Source organism: Dinghuibacter sp. (assembly GCF_035492835.1).
Taxonomy (GTDB): Bacteria; Bacteroidota; Bacteroidia; order Chitinophagales; family Chitinophagaceae; genus Dinghuibacter.
Genome location: NZ_DATJIY010000111.1, coordinates 1 through 17,332, shown reverse-complemented (window position 1 = coordinate 17,332; position 17,332 = coordinate 1). Strand labels below are relative to the sequence as shown.

At 58.6% G+C, this 17,332-nt stretch carries 15 protein-coding genes; 14 read left to right on the top strand and 1 reads right to left on the bottom strand.

Features of this window, described 5'->3' with window-relative positions; all coding sequences use genetic code 11:
* Window positions 1–17 precede the first annotated feature (17 nt).
* The 5 genes from VL547_RS10635 (at window position 18) to VL547_RS10615 (ending at window position 3,893) form a co-directional block, all read left to right on the top strand.
* Window positions 18–1,151 (top strand): DegT/DnrJ/EryC1/StrS family aminotransferase, encoded by a 1,134-nt coding sequence (locus tag VL547_RS10635; protein ID WP_325577645.1) that lies wholly within the window; start codon window positions 18–20, stop codon window positions 1,149–1,151.
* 91 nt (window positions 1,152–1,242) lie between these two features.
* A complete protein-coding gene (locus VL547_RS10630) occupies window positions 1,243–1,773 on the top strand; it encodes a hypothetical protein (protein ID WP_325577644.1) in 531 nt (176 codons plus the stop codon).
* Between the two features lies 1 nt (window position 1,774).
* Window positions 1,775–2,473 (top strand): hypothetical protein, encoded by a 699-nt coding sequence (locus tag VL547_RS10625; protein ID WP_325577643.1) that lies wholly within the window; start codon window positions 1,775–1,777, stop codon window positions 2,471–2,473.
* A 2-nt stretch (window positions 2,474–2,475) separates the two neighbouring features.
* Entirely contained in the window at window positions 2,476–3,213 is a 738-nt protein-coding gene (locus VL547_RS10620; RefSeq protein WP_325577642.1) for a sensor histidine kinase, read from the top strand.
* Between the two features lie 17 nt (window positions 3,214–3,230).
* Window positions 3,231–3,893, top strand: a complete 663-nt coding sequence (locus VL547_RS10615; protein WP_325577641.1) for a response regulator transcription factor — start codon at window positions 3,231–3,233, stop codon at window positions 3,891–3,893.
* Here VL547_RS10615 and VL547_RS10610 read toward each other — a convergent pair.
* The gene (locus tag VL547_RS10610) at window positions 3,888–5,771 is read right to left on the bottom strand and encodes an ABC-F family ATP-binding cassette domain-containing protein (RefSeq protein WP_325577640.1); all 1,884 of its coding nucleotides are present in this window, start codon (window positions 5,769–5,771) and stop codon (window positions 3,888–3,890) included. The two genes, VL547_RS10615 and VL547_RS10610, sit on opposite strands and share 6 nt — an antisense overlap.
* Window positions 5,772–5,985: 214 nt before the next feature.
* On the opposite strand from VL547_RS10610, the gene VL547_RS10605 reads away from it, so the two are divergent.
* The 9 genes from VL547_RS10605 to VL547_RS10565 all read left to right on the top strand — a co-directional run.
* Window positions 5,986–7,266 (top strand): nucleotide sugar dehydrogenase, encoded by a 1,281-nt coding sequence (locus VL547_RS10605; RefSeq protein ID WP_325577639.1) that lies wholly within the window; start codon window positions 5,986–5,988, stop codon window positions 7,264–7,266.
* A 43-nt stretch (window positions 7,267–7,309) separates the two neighbouring features.
* On the top strand, window positions 7,310–7,891 hold the full coding sequence (locus VL547_RS10600) for an acyltransferase (RefSeq protein WP_325577638.1): 582 nt from the start codon (window positions 7,310–7,312) through the stop codon (window positions 7,889–7,891).
* A 3-nt stretch (window positions 7,892–7,894) separates the two neighbouring features.
* Complete coding sequence (locus VL547_RS10595; protein ID WP_325577637.1) at window positions 7,895–8,902, top strand: Gfo/Idh/MocA family oxidoreductase; 1,008 nt, start codon at window positions 7,895–7,897, stop codon at window positions 8,900–8,902.
* The gene (gene asnB / locus VL547_RS10590; RefSeq protein WP_325577636.1) at window positions 8,890–10,698 is read left to right on the top strand and encodes an asparagine synthase (glutamine-hydrolyzing); all 1,809 of its coding nucleotides are present in this window, start codon (window positions 8,890–8,892) and stop codon (window positions 10,696–10,698) included. Before VL547_RS10595 ends, asnB begins: the two co-directional genes overlap by 13 nt.
* A gap of 76 nt (window positions 10,699–10,774) precedes the next feature.
* Entirely contained in the window at window positions 10,775–11,626 is an 852-nt protein-coding gene (locus VL547_RS10585) for a polysaccharide biosynthesis/export family protein (protein ID WP_325577635.1), read from the top strand.
* A 6-nt stretch (window positions 11,627–11,632) separates the two neighbouring features.
* A complete protein-coding gene (locus tag VL547_RS10580; protein WP_325577634.1) occupies window positions 11,633–14,029 on the top strand; it encodes a GumC family protein in 2,397 nt (798 codons plus the stop codon).
* An 8-nt stretch (window positions 14,030–14,037) separates the two neighbouring features.
* Entirely contained in the window at window positions 14,038–15,504 is a 1,467-nt protein-coding gene (locus VL547_RS10575) for a lipopolysaccharide biosynthesis protein (protein ID WP_325577633.1), read from the top strand.
* Window positions 15,501–16,361, top strand: a complete 861-nt coding sequence (locus tag VL547_RS10570) for a glycosyltransferase family 2 protein (protein WP_325577632.1) — start codon at window positions 15,501–15,503, stop codon at window positions 16,359–16,361. The genes VL547_RS10575 and VL547_RS10570 overlap by 4 nt, the downstream gene beginning before the upstream one ends.
* 1 nt (window position 16,362) lies before the next feature.
* A partial coding sequence (locus tag VL547_RS10565; protein ID WP_325577631.1) for an SDR family oxidoreductase occupies window positions 16,363–17,332 on the top strand: 970 nt, incomplete at its 3' end.

The following is a 17,332-nucleotide window of genomic DNA, read 5'->3' as shown; positions in this document are numbered from 1 at the left end:
CCCATAAAATGAACATAATGGAAGCCGAGAAACTGATAACCGTAACCGTACCTCTGTTCCCGCCGCTGGAGGATTTTACCGCAATATTGGAAGACATCTGGAAACGGAAGTGGCTGACCAATAACGGACACTATCACGAGGAGCTGGAGCGGGCCCTTTGCGAGTACCTCGGCGTCGAATACATCTCCCTTTTCTGTAACGGGACGCTTGCCCTGGTGACCGCGCTCCAGGCTTTGAGGATTACCGGCGAAGTGATCACTACGCCTTACAGCTTTGTCGCTACGACCCATTCGCTGTGGTGGAACAACATAAAACCCGTGTTCGTAGACATCGACCCCAAGACGTGCAACCTCGATCCCGACAGGATAGAAGCCGCGATAACGCCGGGGACCACCGCCATTATGCCGGTGCACGTGTACGGCACTCCCTGTGACGTAGACCGTATCCAGAACATTGCCGATACATACGGCCTGAAGGTCATTTACGATGCGGCACACGCCTTTGCCGTGAAGAAGGACGGCGTCTCGGTCGCGGAGTACGGGGACATGACCATCCTCAGCTTCCACGCCACCAAGACTTATTCGACCATCGAAGGCGGCGCCATCGTCTGCCGGGATGCGAAAATGAAACAACGCATCGACTACCTGAAGAATTTTGGTTTCAAGGACGAAGTCACGGTTGTCGCGCCGGGGATCAATGCCAAGATGAACGAGGTACAGGCTGCATACGGGATCCTGGGCCTCAGGCAGCTGGAAAGTGCGGCCGCTCATCGCCGGTGGGCTACCAATATATACCGCGAGGAGCTCAGGAACATCGAAGGTATCCGCTTTATGGAGGATATTCCCGGCGTGACGCACAACTATTCTTACTTCCCGGTCTTTATCGACGAGCAGAAGCTGGGCATGAGCAGGGACGCCTTGTATATGAAGATGAAAGAAAAAAATGTGCTTGGCCGCCGGTACTTCTATCCGCTCATCAGCGACTTCCCCTCCTATAGAGGATTGCCTTCCTCAGAAAAAAAGAACCTCCCCGTTTCGAACCGCATTTCCAGCGAGGTGATATGTCTGCCCATGCACCACGAGTTGACGGAAAACGACGTCGACCGGGTCCTCCGGGTGCTGAAGGGCAAGTTCCGTGCCGCCCATGCGTAGTTATACGCTACGGTTATGGGTATAGCTACCTGTTTGTTTTAGAACGGACTTGTTTTATTTTGTTCCAGCAAACAACGAAAAACATATACCGATGAAACTGAGCAATCTCAAAGGCTCTTTGGCCGTGGGCGCTGCCCTTTGCGGCGTGCTTTCCCTATCCGGCTGCCGTCCCGGGGGCAAGATTCCCGTGGATGAAAATAAGGCGGCCGAGCATATCATTTCCGGCGCACAGGTCGTGAGCGACATCAGATCGTTCAGGGCGGGAGAAGCCGAGCTGGGCCGCATCAATGGGACAGATTCCTTTCTGAACAAGGAGTTTAAGTTACCCTACGCCGAATCCTTTAACCGGGACGCCATCGCCGCTCTCCTCAACGCAGACGGGGCCGTAGGGATCAGGATCTACCTTGGGCGGGACGATGCCAACCAGATACGTCTGGTACTGCTGCCCGTCGACAAATTCGGGAACGACATCCACACGAAGCTGGTCAGCGTTCCCCTGCCCGCCGGCAACCAGCCCCGGGTCCTCGAAGCGCAGTCAAAAACCGAAAGCTACCAGGGGGTCGACATAGGCCAGCGTTGTCCGACAGACTGCGACACTTCTACCAACGGTACGCTCAACTAAGATGAATAATGAGATTTACTCTTTTTTACTGAGTCAAATCCTGCTTATCCCGCTTTGCGCGGCGCTGATCCGCCTGCGTAAGATCGAGAAGACGTATGAGCCGTTTATTTTCATGCTTGCCCTGGGGGCCATCCAGGAGGTAATCTCCTTTTGGCTCATCCGCGGGTTGCACCGCACCAATGCGCCCAGTGTGAATATTTACGGATTACTGGAGTGTGGATTGCTGTTCTGGCAGTTTTATGCGTGGAACAGTTTTGGAAGCCGATACACAAGGCGTAAGTGGTTCTTTGCGCTCCAGGGAGGTAGCCTGGTCTTGTGGATATGCTGCAACCTTGTTTTTTTTCACCTGAACGACTTCGACTTACCCCTGTACCGCATCCTCTATCCTTTTGTCGTGGTGCTGTTAAGCGTTAACGAAATAAACCGCATGATTACCCACGACAATCGTAACTTGTATAAGAATGCCCGCTTTGTTATTTGCCTGGCATTCATCATATTTTTTCTGTACCAGATACTGTACGAGGGCGCCACTTCCCTGGCGAGCGAAACCGACAATGGTGTGTCCAAAAAGATCATCCACCTGTTCAACTATGTGAATGCCTTTGTAAATGGGCTATACCTATTGGGGGTTTTGCTGATGCCGAGGAGAAGGGGCTCCGCCTTCGAGAGGATCTTCGACCGGATCAGGGACGATGGTTGATCATGGGTGACAAAATATTATATACCACGGTGCTGATTGGTTGCCTGGTGGGGGTGATCGTCCTGTTTTTTGTGGTTTCCATAATCCGTTACCACCGCCGGTACGTCCGGCTCCAGCGGGATCGCCTCCTGGCGGAGGTTACCATACTGGAAAATGAACGCCGGCGGATCGCGGGCGACCTGCACGATAGCCTTGGCCCCCTGTTGAGTACCGTCAAGCTCAATATGGGCTCGATCGAGACAGACAATGTCTTCGAGCGACAGGTGCTCGACAAATCGAGCAAATACATCGACGAGATAATCACCAACATGAGAGAGATTTCTTACAACCTCCTGCCCAGCACCCTGGACCGAAAAGGGCTGCTGGAGGCGGTAAAGGAATTTATCGGGCACCTGAACGGGACCGCGCCCGTCCGCATCCAGCTGCACTGCTGGAAGGAGATCGTGATCCCGCGCGAGAAGGAGATCCACGTGTTCCGGATGGTCCAGGAGATCGTGCACAACACCATCAAGCACTCCGGCGCCAGGCACCTGCACATCGGTATCAGCCATGAAAGCAACCGGCTGTTGGTGATGACCAAGGATGACGGGCGTGGTTTTGACGCACAGAAGATGAAGGAATCGTCCATGGGTCTTGGATTGAGGAGCCTGGAAAGCAGGGCGGAAATCCTTCGCGGAATCTTAACCATCGAAAGTAAGCCGCAGGAGGGGACCCGTTACTATATTGAGATACCTTTGTAGTCAAACGCTTACAAACTATGACCAGCCCTATTCGATTGGTGATCGCAGATGACCACGAAATTTTTCGGGATGGGTTGGCCTTGATGCTTTCCCGTCAGAAGAACATGACCCTTGCCGGGCAGGCCGCTGACGGCGGCGAGCTCCTGGCCATGGTGCGGGAAACCCAACCCGACGTCGTCCTGGCGGATATCAAGATGCCGCACATGGACGGCATCGAGGCGACCAAGATATTGCTCCAGGAGTTCCCGGACCTGAAGATCATCGCCCTTTCCATGTTCTCCGAGGAAAACCTGATCGTCGAGATGCTGGAAGCCGGCGCCAAGGGGTACCTCCTCAAAAACGCCGACAAACAAGAGATACTCGACGCCATCGCCTCCGTGGTCCAAAACCAGGAGTATTACTGCCGGGATACTTCCGTGACCCTGGCCAGCATGATCGTCAAGAGCAACTTCAGCCGCAAGAAGGAAGTCATCGAGTTTTCCGACCGGGAGCTGGAGATCATCAAGCTCATCTGCAAGCAATTCACCGCACAGGAAATGGGAGAGAGCATGTTCCTGAGCCGGCGGACGGTGGAGGGCTACCGGACCCGCATACTCGAAAAGATGAACGTCAAGAACACCGCGGGGGTTGTGATATACGCGCTAAAGAATAAACTGATCAGTGAGAAAGAGCTGTTATGACCGCTCACTGAGCTCGAGCCAGCGCATTTCCTTTTCTTCCAGCAGCGCGACGATCTCCTGTATGCGCGCGCCGGCCTGCGTTAGCGTGTCATAGTCCAGGGCGCCGCTGCTCATCTTTTCTTCAAGCGCGCGTTTCTCGGACTCCAACGCGGGGAGCTCCTGCTCCAGTTGCTCGAACTCCCGTTTTTCCTTGAACGTCAGCTTCACCGCCTTCGGCGTCGCGGGCGGCGCTATCGCAGGCGTTGGTGCGACTGGTGCGACCGGCACGGCCTTTTCTTCCTGCCGCTGCGCCTCGCGGTACTGCGTATAGTTCCCGGGGAAGTCCCGGACGCGGCCTTCGCCTTCGAAGACAAAGAGGTGATCCACCACCCGGTCCATAAAATACCGGTCGTGGGAGACGATGACCAGACAGCCCCCGAAGTCGCTCAGGAAGTCCTCCAGGATGCGAAGGGTCTGCAGATCGAGGTCGTTGGTGGGTTCGTCCAGGACGAGGAAGTTGGGGTTCCGGAAAAGGATGGTGAGGAGTTGAAGCCTGCGTTTTTCCCCGCCGCTCAGCTTGGACAGGTACGTATACTGTTGCTCCGGCGGAAAGGCGAACAACTGCAGGAACTGGGCCGCGCTGATCTTGCTGCCGTCCGCCAGCGGGAAGAATTCGGCCATAGTCTTGACGTATTCGATGACACGCATGTCTTCCTTCCACTCCAGGCCATCCTGGGAAAAATGGCCGAACACCACCGTCTCACCCGGGTTCATCTTACCGCTGTCTGCCTCCTCCAACCCCAGGAGCATCCGCAGGAACGTCGACTTGCCGACGCCGTTAGGACCGACGACCCCGATCCGTTCCCCCCGTTTGAAGGTATAGTCAAAGCCCTTCAGGATGACGTGCGATCCGTAGGCCTTGTAGACCTTTTTCATCTCCATGATCTTACCGCCCAGCCGGGTCATTTTGGCCTGGAGCGTCAGCTCGGAGTGCTCGGTGCGCTGACGGACCTTTTCTTCCAGGGCATGGAAATTGTCTTCCCTGGACCTCGACTTGGTGGTCCGGGCCTTGGGCTGTTTGCGCATCCACTCCAGCTCTTTGCGGTAGAGGTTCTGGGTCTTGGCGCCGGTAGCCGCGTCCGACTCCTGCCGGGCCGCCTTTGTCACAAGGAAATTGTCGTAGTCGCCGTGGTACACATGGGCTACGCTGGTGTCCAGCTCGATGATCTCGCTACAGACCGCGTCCAGGAAGTAACGGTCGTGGGTAACCAGCACCACGGTGGCGCGCGCGGCCGACAGGTATTCCTGCAGCCATTCGATCATGTTTACGTCGAGGTGGTTGGTTGGTTCGTCCAGGAGCAGCAGGGTGGCCGGCCCGTGAAGCTGTGATTCGAGCAGCGCCTGGGCGAGTGCGACTCGCTTGCGCTGGCCGCCCGACAGCTGCCGCATGGGGGCTTTCAGGTGGTGGAGGTTGAGTTTCCCCAGGATTTGCTTGACCTGGGCTTCGAACTGCCAGGCCTCCAGGCGGTCGAGCTCCTGGAGCAGGTCGCCCAGCCGCGCGTCGCCCTGGTCGCCGGTCTCCTCCAGGTATTGCTCGTATGCCTTCACCGCGCGGACCACCGGGTGGTCGAGGCTGAGGAGGTTGTCCCAGACATTCAGCGTCGGGTTGTAGTCCGACTCCTGCGGAAGCAGCACGACCTTTACGTCCTTATGGACCCATACGGACCCGCTGTCCGGGGTGTCGCGGCCGGCGATGATATTGAGCAGGGTAGACTTGCCGCTGCCGTTCCGTGCGATCAGGGCGATTTTGTCGCCCTCTTCGACGTGAAATGAAATGGATTGGAAGAGCGTCCGCGCGCCGTATGATTTAGCGATATTGTCTACCGAGGCGTAATGCATGGGCGCAAAGGTACGGCGCGGAAGGACGCTGGAAAAATATAGCGTCTTTCCGCGCCGTGGCTAATGATGGGCCTTCGGCCGGCGTGCCTGTGGCCCGCCCTGCGCGGAAAGATGCTAGGAAAATATAGCATCCTTCCGCGCCGTGGCGCGGCGATGGTAATCTAGTTTTTTTCATGTAATATTACCGCCTCTAAATCGTCTTAAAGAGGCCGTTATGTCTGAAGCCCGGAAAATAGCCGTCATTGGATTGGGATATGTGGGACTGCCGCTTGCGGCCGCGTTTGCGCGGAAGCATATGGTGACCGGTTTCGATATAAACCCCGGGCGGATTGCGGAGCTGAAAAGAGGGCACGACAGGACGCTGGAGATCACGCCCGCGGAGCTGAAAGCGGTGGAACGCCATGGCGGCAAGGGCCTGGATGTCACCGGCAATCTGGCGGAGATTGCGGATGCGCGGTTTTACATCGTAACGGTGCCGACCCCCGTCGACAAATTCAACAGACCCGATCTCGGACCCCTGTACCGGGCGAGCGAGACTGTCGGAAAGGTGCTGAAGAAGGGCGACATCGTCGTATACGAGTCCACGGTGTATCCCGGCGTGACCGAAGAAGAATGCGTTCCCGTCCTGGAACGGGTATCGGGTTTGCGTTTCAACGTGGATTTCTTTGCGGGCTATTCGCCCGAGAGGATCAACCCGGGAGACAAGGAGCATACGGTCAGCAAAATCCTGAAAGTGACGTCCGGGTCGACGCCGGCGGCGGCGGATGCCGTCGACGCTTTATACGCCACCGTGATCGACGCGGGTACCTTCAAGGCGTCGAGCATCAGGGTGGCGGAAGCGGCGAAGGTGATCGAAAACAGTCAGCGGGACATCAACATCGCCTTTGTCAACGAGCTGTCCAAAATTTTTACACTGTTGGGGATCGATACGCGAGAGGTGCTGGAAGCGGCGGGTACGAAATGGAATTTCCTGCGGTTTACGCCCGGTCTCGTTGGCGGGCACTGTATCGGCGTGGACCCTTACTACCTGACCCAAAAGGCCCAGGAGGTGGGGTATCATCCGGAGATCATCCTGGCGGGGCGCCGGCTCAACGACGGGATGGGCGCCTATGTGGCCGAGCAGGTGGTCAAACAGATGGTCCGCAGCAACATCCCCGTAAACGGCTCGGAGGTGCTCGTACTCGGCTTTACCTTTAAGGAAAACTGCCCCGATGTGCGCAATACCCGGGTGATCGACATTTACCGGGAGCTCGAGAGCTACCACGTGAACGTCACGCTGCACGACCCGAGGGCATCCGCGGCGGAGGTGCTCGACGAATACCGTATACCGATGGCGGAGACCCTCCCGGATGGCAAGACGTTCGACGCCATCATCCTGGCGGTGGCCCACCAGGAGTTCCTGGAGCTGGACATCCGCACACTGGGGCGCAGCGACGCCGTGCTGTTCGACGTAAAGGCAGCGCTGCCGCGGGAGTGGGGCGCGTTAAGGCTGTGACGCCCGCGCGGGCTTTAAACGCGCGGGATTTAAAAAGTTGACTATGTCGGAAAAAAATTACTACATACATGAATCATCCGTGGCGGACGATGGATGCCGGATCGGCGAAGGGACGAAGATCTGGCACTTCTGCCACATCATGGCCGGAGCCGTCATCGGTGAGCACTGCAACCTTGGGCAAAACGTCCACGTGGCCGCCGACGTGGTCCTGGGGGATTATGTCAAGGTGCAGAACAACGTCTCGATCTATACGGGGGTGATCCTGGGGGACTACGTGTTCCTGGGCCCTTCCTGCGTATTCACCAATGTGCTCCACCCCCGGAGCGCGGTGAACCGGAAGGAAATGTTCTCCAAGACGCTCGTCGGTGAGGGCGCGACCATCGGCGCGAACGCCACCATCGTGTGCGGCCATAACATCGGCAAATACGCGTTCATAGGAGCGGGCGCCGTGGTGACCAAGACCGTCCCGGACTACGCCCTCGTTGTGGGGAACCCGGCGCGCCAGACCGGATGGGTGAGTGAGTATGGTCATGCCCTGGCGTTCGACTGGAACGGGGTCGCCACGTGTCCGGAAAGCGGGCAGGAATATCGGCTGGACAACAACAAAGTCACCCGGACCCATTAACGCATGCCAGGGCAAGCAGCCATAGAGACGTCGGAAGCGCGGCCCATAGGCTTCGCCGTCGTGGGTTACGGCCGCATCGGCCGCCGCCACGCCGCGTTGATCGGGGATCACCCGGAGGCTGCCTTGCGCGCCGTCGTCGACGTGACCGCTGAGCTGCCCCGGGGGCCGAAGGGCTTTCGAAGCCTCGAAGCGATGCTGGCCGATCCCGTCGCCGCGGACGTCGACGTCGTCGTGATCGCCACGCCCAACGGTCTCCACGCCTCCCAGGCCTGCGCGGCCTTGGACCATGGCAAACACGTAATCATAGAAAAGCCGGTGGCGTTGCACAGCGTGGACATACAAACGGTCTTGGAGCGAGCCAGGCAAAAGGACAGATGGGTGTTCCCCGTTCTCCAAAACCGTTTCGCCCCCGGAGCCCGCTGGCTCAAGGAGCTGGTGACAACCGGCCGCCTCGGCGCTCCCTACCTGGTACAAGTAGATTGCTTCTGGAACCGGGACGAGCGTTATTACCTCCCCGGTGGATGGCATGGGACGCCGGACCTGGATGGAGGGGTGTTATATACGCAGTTTTCGCATTTTATCGACCTGCTTTACTGGCTGTGGGGAGAGCCCTCCCGGGTCGACGCGCAATGGACCGGCGCCCGCCGGCCAAAGGATACCGGGCTGATCCGTCTGGCCTGGCCCGGCGGCGCCGTTGGGTCGGTCAACGTCACGACGGCGGCTTGGGATCGGAACATGGACAGCTCGATCACCATTATCGCCGAAAAAGGTAGCGTCCGGGTGAGCGGGCAATACCTCGAAAAAATATCCTACTGCCATGTCGAGGGGTTGACGGAAATCCCGGGTGCGCCAGGCGTGCCGGTGGCGTCGGGCGACCACCCCGGTCACCGGCAAATGCTGGCCACCGTCATCGACGCCCTCAGGGGCCGGCCGCACATGGCGGTCCCCCCTGGAGACGCGGCCGCGGTCGTCGCCCTCATCGAGAAAATGTATCGCCTATGTGCGGAATAGCCGGCATCGTTAGCGTCGATCCGGCGAGGGTGTCGGAAACCCGGTTGCGCGCGATGACCGATGCGATCGCCCACCGGGGACCGGAAGGGGAGGGTTTCTGGACGGGCGCCGGCGGACGCGTCGGGCTGGGGCATCGCCGGCTGGCGGTATTGGACCTGTCCGAAACCGGGCGCCAGCCCATGGGTTATGGGGCGCCGAACGGGGGCCCCGCCGAGCGGCAGAACGGGGGCCCCGCCGAACGGTACATCATCACCTACAACGGCGAAATCTATAACTACCTGGAGCTCCGGGCCCAACTACAAACCCAGGGCTATCGCTTCCGCTCCACCTCGGATACCGAAGTCCTCCTGGCGTTGTACGACGCCAAGGGCGTTTCCTGTCTGGAGCTGCTGGACGGCATGTTTGCCTTTGCCCTGTACGACACCGTGGAAGAGACGCTGTTTTGCGCCCGGGACCGGTTTGGGGAAAAGCCTTTCTATTACGCCTATGCGCCGGGGCGGTCCTTCCTGTTTGGCTCCGAGATGAAGGCCCTCTGGGCGGCGGGTGTTCCCAGAGAGCCCAATGGAGCGATGGCATACAACTACCTCTCCTTCGGTTTGTTGCAAAACGCCGGGGACCGGTCCGAAACCTTTTTTGAAGGCGTATCCCGCCTGGAGAACGGCCACTTCCTGCTTGTCGACAGGGAGGTGCGGGTGAAGAAGTACGCCTGGTGGCAGCTGAAGAACGCGCCCGATGAAGGCCGGATGGACGACGCCAGGAGCGCGGAAATATTCAAGTCCCTCATGGAGCGCTCGGTCCGGCGGCGGCTGCGGTCGGACGTACGGGTAGGGAGCAGTCTTTCCGGTGGTTTGGACAGCAGTTTGATCCTCCACCTGATCAGGCGGGCGGGAGAGGAAAGGATCGGGCGGGACGAGGGCGCGATCCCCGTATTTTCCGCGCGTTTTCCCGGCTTCGCTCTCGATGAAGGCCCGTACATACAGGCGGCGGCCGAACGGGAGGGCGCCGAACGGCACGACTGCTATCCCGATGGAAGCGACTGCTGGGCGAAGCTGGACAAGGTATTCCACCACCAGGAGGAACCCTTTGGCTCGGCGGGGATATACGCCCAGTACAAAGTCATGGAGACCGCGAAGGACGCCGGCGTCACCGTGCTCCTCGATGGCCAGGGGGCGGACGAGGCGCTGGGCGGATACCCCCGCTACCAGCCTGCGGGTATGAGGGCCTTCCTGCAGCGGGCGGGGTGGCTCCGGCGCGCAAAGATCGCGGACGCGGACCGCAGGCAATGGATCGACCCCCTCTTTCAACGGGACTTTGCGGCGGCCTACCGATCCGAAGTCTACCTGCCCGCGGAGCAAGGCCCCGGTCTCAACGACGCCCTGCGGTACGACCTTACGCTGGGCGGTCTTTCGGACCTGCTGCGGTACTGCGATCGCAACGCCATGGCACACGGGCGGGAGGTCCGCCTTCCCTTCCTCGATCACGAGCTGGTACACTTCCTCCTGATGCTCCCCGCCCGGGCCAAGGTGCGGGCGGGCGTCACCAAATTCCTGATGCGCGTGGCCTTTGCGGACGCCCTGCCGGTACGCACCGACAAGATCGGCTTCGAGCCGCCCCAACGGTCATGGATGACCGAAGCGGCGGGTGTGGAAAGGATGCGCGAAGGCGCGCGCGCGCTGGTACGCGCGGGGGTCTTATCCAAACGATACGGGGAACGGACACCCGGGGCGCACGACGCCTACCAGGGCCGTGGCGGCGCTTGGGCGATCCTTATGACGTCGATGATCTACGGCAAATAAGTTGTTAATAAATAGTGCAAAACGGTAAATTTTGTATATTGTGGCTGAAATCCAATACGTCCTATTAAACCTATTTATGAAACCCAGGAAAAACCGGTGCCTCCCCGCTGCCGTACTGTGCCTGCTCCTGCCTTGTCTATTCTCCTGCTACAACGTCAAGAAGATCGTCTATTTCAGTAACCTGAAGGATACTGCCAACGGAAAGTTTTATGTACAGGACTCCCTACGACACTACCAGGTCCGTATCGAGCCCGGCGACATATTGGATATTTACGTCAACAGTATGAGCGCCGCCGCGTCCGCCCCTTTCAACCAGGGTGGTGTACAAACGACGACGATGGATGCCGGCGCCGGCGCCCAGGGCGGCCAGACCGGTGGCGGCGGCGTTCAGCAGACCGCCGCTTCGGGTGGCGGCCCGAGGGGATACCTGGTGGACCAGGACGGTTTTATCGATTTCCCGGTTCTGGGAAAGATCAAAGTGGTCGGGGAAACGACCGCCGTGCTGAGGGACACCCTCGACGCGCGCTTGCAGCAATACCTGACACAGCCTTCCGTCAATATCCGGTTCCTCAACTATAAGATCACCGTCCTCGGCGAGGTCACCCGTCCCGCCACCTATTCCATCACGGGAGAGCGGGTGTCCATCATGGACGCCCTTGGCATGGCGGGGGACCTGACCATTTATGGGAAGCGCGCCAATGTCCTGGTCGTCCGGGAAATCGACGGACGTCGCGAGTTTGCCCGTCTGAGCCTCTCCTCCAGCGACATATTCCTGTCGCCCTACTATTTCCTGAAGCAGAACGACATCATATACGTGGAGCCCACCAAGCCCAAGATCGCCGCGTCCGACGACCGCCTGATCCGGGATATTTCCATCGCCAGCGGTCTGCTGGCCATCACCCTAACCGCCATTTATCTTTTTAAATAAGCGACCATGAACAGCCCCCTGCCATTCGATCAGAGCCCCCAGGGTGAACCTGTCCGGAGGTCGCCCCAGGCCAACCTGTTCAAGGAGGTGCTTGCCAAAGTGCTGAAGAACTGGTATTGGTTCCTTATTTCTGTCGCCGTCTGTCTCGTCGTGTCCAAGGTGTACCTGCGGTACATGATCCCGATGTATAACGTACAGGCGCGCTTCCTGCTGAAAAGCCAGACCCAGGCCATGTCCGGCGCCAACGACGAGTTGACGCAGATGAACATCGTCAACAATAACAACAACGACGTCGCCAACGAGATGGAGGTCCTCCGGACGAGGCTGCTGATGATGCGCACCGTCCGGGCGCTGCAGCTCAACGTCGCTTATTTCCAGAAAGGGCTCTTCAAGTCCACCGAAGTCTACCGCACGGCGCCCTTTATCGTCGAGCTGTCCAACCAGGCCGACAGCGCCCAGGGCCACGGATGGACGGTGACTTTTTCACCCGACGGACAAAAGATATTCCTGGAGAACGAAACCGGCAAGCAGGTGCTGGGTTGGGGCGATACGCTGAGGACGGCCGACCTGAGCCTGGTCTTTTTACGGAACCCGATCGCCCGGGGATCGTTGCCGACGAGCCCCTATTTGGTGACCATCGCCCCCGAAGACGCCGTGGTTTCGTCCCTGAGCAGCCGGTTGAAGGTTATGCAGATGGGGGACAATGAAAACGTCATCCAGATGAGCCTGGCGGATGCCATCCCCCGGCGCGGCGAAGACGTGCTCAACAAGCTTTATGAGGTCTATACCCTGGCCAACGTCGAAGACCAGAGTACGATAGCGGATAAGACGATCGAATTCATCAACAACCGCCTGGAGATCGTCCACCGGGAGCTGTCCGGGGTCGAAAAGAACATCGAGGAATTCAAAACGGCCAACCACCTCGTAAGCCTCGACGACCAGTCCAAAATGGCGCTCCAGGATGCCAACGACCTCAACAAGCAGGTCGCCGCGCAGGACCTCCAGCTCGCCATCATCGGCACCGTGGAGGAACGGTTGCAGGACAAGACGCCCCGCGTCATCCCCCCGGACATCATGTCCGCCGATCCAAGCTATTTTGCGATGCTCCAGCGCTACGACGGTCTCATCATGCAAAGGGACGTAGCCCTGCAAACGACCAAGCCTTCGAACCCCCTGGTGGTCCAGATGGACAACCAGATCGATTCCGTCAAGCGGAACCTCGTGCAAAGCCTGGCCAACGTCAAGCGGGGGGTACAAATCGCCAAAGAACAGCTGACCGGAAAGCTGGACGAAGTGACCGGGATGCTTCACGACGCCCCTTCCAAGGAACGGGCTTTCCTCGACATTTCCCGGGAACAGACGGTCAAGCAACAACTGTACCTGTTCCTATTGCAAAAGCGCGAAGAAACCGCCATCTCCAAGTCCGGGACCCTCTCCAATTCCAGGCTGATCGAGCCCGCCCGGTGCGACGGCGGCCCCTTCAGCCCGAACCGGATGAACTTCTACGCCATCGCGCTCGTGGTCGGTCTCGTCATACCCGCCGGCATCATTTATCTCAAGGAGTTCCTCAACAACAAGGTATGGGAGCGCAAGGACATAGAAACGCTGACGGCTACGCCCATCCTGGCGGAAATCGGGCACAACAAGACGGGCGAGGCCATCGTCGTGGCAAAGGACGCCCGGAGCAGCATTGCCGAGCAATTCCGGTCGCTCCGGACCAACCTGCGTTTTGTCCTCACCGGCAAACAACACCAGGTCATACTCGTGACCTCTTCGATGAGCGGGGAAGGCAAGTCCTTTGTGTCGCTCAACCTCGCCGCAACCGTGGCGCTGTCGGGCAAGAAGGTGGCGCTGCTGGAGCTGGACCTCCGCAAGCCCCGGTTGTCCAGCCTGTTGGGGCTCAACAACGACCAGGGATTCAGCAGCTTCATGGTATCCAACATGGACTTGAAATACCTGCCCAAGCAGGTGCCGGACAACCCCAACCTGTATGTCATAGGCTCGGGCCCCATACCTCCCAACCCGGCGGAGCTGTTGTTACAGGATAAAATGAAGACGCTTTTCGACTACCTGTACGCCAACTTCGACTATATCGTCATCGATACGCCGCCCGTGGGTCTGGTATCGGACGCCTTGCTGATAGCGGGATATGCGGATACCTGTCTATATGTGACCCGCCAGAACTATACCTTCAAACAGCAGCTGTCCATCGTCGACGACCTGTTTGTCCATAGGAAAATGAAAGGGCTGTCCATCATCATCAATGACGTGGATGTGAGCAGCCGGTACGGATACGGCTATGGTTATGGCTACCGCTACGGCGGCGCCTACTACGAGGACGATTGGACGGGGAAGAGCCGGTGGGCCAGACTTTTCATGAAGAACCGAAAAAACGCCTCCTAGGCCCCCCTATGAGCAAGCTCGATAAAATCATATCCGGTTTCGCCTGGTTCTTCAGCTTCAACGTTTTCCAGGCGGTGATCAACCTGCTCGTGTCGGTCGTGCTGGCCAGGCTTATGCTCCCCTCGGAGTTCGGGCTGGTCGCGGAGGTCACGATTTTCAGCGCCGTAGGGGAGGTCCTGCTGAACGGCGGAATGACAAACTCCCTGATCCGGACCGAGAACCCGGACCGCGCCGATTATTCGACGGTCTTCTTCATCAACCTGGCGGTCAGCCTTTTCTTATACGGGCTGTTGTTCTTTTCAGCTCCCCTCATTGCCGGATTCTTTCATCAACCCATCCTGACGCCGGTCGTCCGGGTATACATGCTCTGCTTGCTGGCCTTTGCTTTCTCCGCCGTGCAGTCGACCCGCCTGGTACGGGCCATGCGGTTCAAGCTGCTGACGATGATCCACCTGCCCTCCCTGATCGCCAGCGGTATCGTGGGTATCGTGCTGGCCTATATGGGCTGGGGCGTTTGGAGCCTTGTGTATATGTACCTGACGCGGCACTTCCTGTTTGCCTTGCAATTGTGGATACGGTCCGGCTGGACGCCTACGTGGACGATAGACCGGGTAAAACTGAAACACCACTTTTCCTTCGGGTACAAGCTGTTGCTGTCCACGGTGCTCGACCGCGTCTACCAGAATATTTATGCCGTCATTATCGGACGCGTATTCCTGCCGCTCCAGGTAGGTTACTATAGCCGCGCCTACACGCTCGTACAGGTGCCGGTTCAAGGGGTGTCCGACCCCCTGGCGGCGGTGACATACCCGGCGCTCTCGACCATGCAAAACGACAATGCCAGGCTCCAGGCATCTTACAGGAAGCTGATCCAGCAAACCTTGTTCGTGATAGTACCGGTATTGACCATACTCATTGTGACGGCGGAGCCCCTGTTCCGCGTGCTGATGACCGACAAATGGCTGCCTGCGGTCCCTTATTTCCGTATCCTTTGCGTAGCCGGTATGCTCAATACGGTCAATGGGTATAACCTGAATATACTCCTGGTCAAAGGCCGGAGCGACCTTTACCTGAGGCTGTCGATCATCGAAAAAGCCTTGATCACAATTGGTGTATTGAGCGCGTTTTCCTTCGGGATCTACGCCCTGCTCTATTTCCAGCTGGTGAGCTCTATCGTGATGTTCCTGATCAACAGCAGCGTGGGCGGGAAGTTGATCGGCTACCCCGGTCAGCGGCAGGTCGGGGATGTCTATAACATTTTCCTGGTCGCCTTGCTCGCCGGCGCGGCGGCGTGGGTGTTCAACGTCTACCTGTCCGGCCAGTTGATCGGGCGCTGGGAGGACATGGCCAGGATCGGGCTGGTTGGCGGCTGCTTCGCGCTCCTGTTCCTGGCGATATGTCGCGCCCTGAAGGTTCAGGCGGCGGTAGACATGAAAGAATTAATCATCAAGAGACTCCTAATAAAACACGTATGAGTACCCCCGGCGTTTCGATCCATATGCTCGCCTATAACCACGAGCCCTACATAGCGGAAGCCATTGAAAGCATCATGATGCAGCGGACGAGCTTCCCCTTCGAGCTGGTCATCGGGGAGGACCGGTCCAAAGACCGGACCCGGGCCATCATCCAGGAGTATTGCGATCGGTACCCCGGTCGCATCCGCCTGTTGCCGGATGCAGGCAAAAACCTGGGAATGATGGGCAATATGGTCCGGACTTTCGCGGCGTGCGACGGTACCTATGTCGCCATGTGCGAGGGCGACGACTATTGGATCGATCCCTATAAATTGCAAAAGCAATTCGACTTCATGGAGGCGAACCCGGACTGTAGCCTTTGTTTCCATGCCATCGAGCACCGGTACCCGGATGCGTCGATGAACTTCGTACAACAAAATTATCCTTGCGACACCTGGGTGGATCTCAAGACGATCATACTGAACGACGGCGCCTTTATCGGTACGGCCAGCATATTTTTCCGCGGGGAACTCGGCGCCAGCCTGCCGGATTGGGTCGGCGGCGGAGTCGTGGGGGACTATCCCCTCACCATCTACCTGGCGATGAACGGGAGGGTCCGCTTTATGAAAGACGTAATGAGCGTATACCGGAGGATGTCCGTGGGCTCCTGGTCCACGGGATGGTCCTGGTGGAGACACAAAGCGCTTACGTTCGGCAATAACCGCATGCTCATCGCCGCCAACAAGGACACGGAGGGACGTCATTTCCGGCTGATCGCGACCAAGATGGTACAGTCCAACTGGGGGCTGTTCAAGGCGATGCTCTTTGCCATGGCAAGACCGGCCTATAGGGTGCTAAGACCTGTTAAAAACGGATGACATGTACGAAACGGCCTATCATGACGGAGACCTCGGTTCCTACGCTTTCCTGATCACGGGTGGCGCGGGTTTTATCGGGTCCCATCTTACCGAATACCTCGCACGTCATGGCGCGGGACGCATCCGTATACTGGACGACCTGTCCGGTGGCAAGCGATCGAACCTGCCCGATTATGAAGGGCTTGAATTCATAGAAGGCGACATATGCGATCCGGAGACCTGCCGTCGGGCCTGTAAGGGCATGGACTGGGTCCTGCACCAGGCGGCGCTGGGTTCGGTACCGCGCTCGGTCAAGGACCCGCTGCGGACCAACGAGGTCAATATCACCGGTTTCCTCAACGTGCTCCAGGCGGCGGCGCAAACACCGTCGGTCCGCCGGATGGTCTACGCGGCGTCATCCTCCACCTATGGAGACAGCCCGGAGCTGCCGAAGGTAGAGGACCGGATCGGGAAACCGCTGTCACCCTATGCGGTGACGAAATACGTAAACGAGCTCTACGCCGACGTATTTTCCCGGTTGTATGGATTCCACGCCGTCGGGCTCCGGTACTTCAACGTATTCGGCCCCCGGCAGGACCCCGCCGGTCCCTATGCCGCGGTCATCCCTTTGTTCATGCGGGCGGCCATCGACGGGACCTCCCCCCTTATCAACGGGGACGGTGAGCAGACGAGGGACTTCACTTTCGTGGAGAACGTGGTACAGGCCAACATCCGCGCGCTCCTGGGCGCCCCGGCCGGGCGGCACGAGGTCTATAACGTCGCGTGCGGCGGAAGCGTTTCCCTCAACGAGCTCTGGACGATCCTGTCGGCCCTGGCCGGTTCGGACGCCCCGGCGCGGCATGGTCCGCCCCGGGATGGGGACATCCGGAATTCGCTGGCCGATATTTCAAAGGCCCGGAAAATGCTGGGGTATGAACCCCGCATAGACGTACGGACCGGTTTGCGCATCGCCCTGGAATGGTATAAACAAT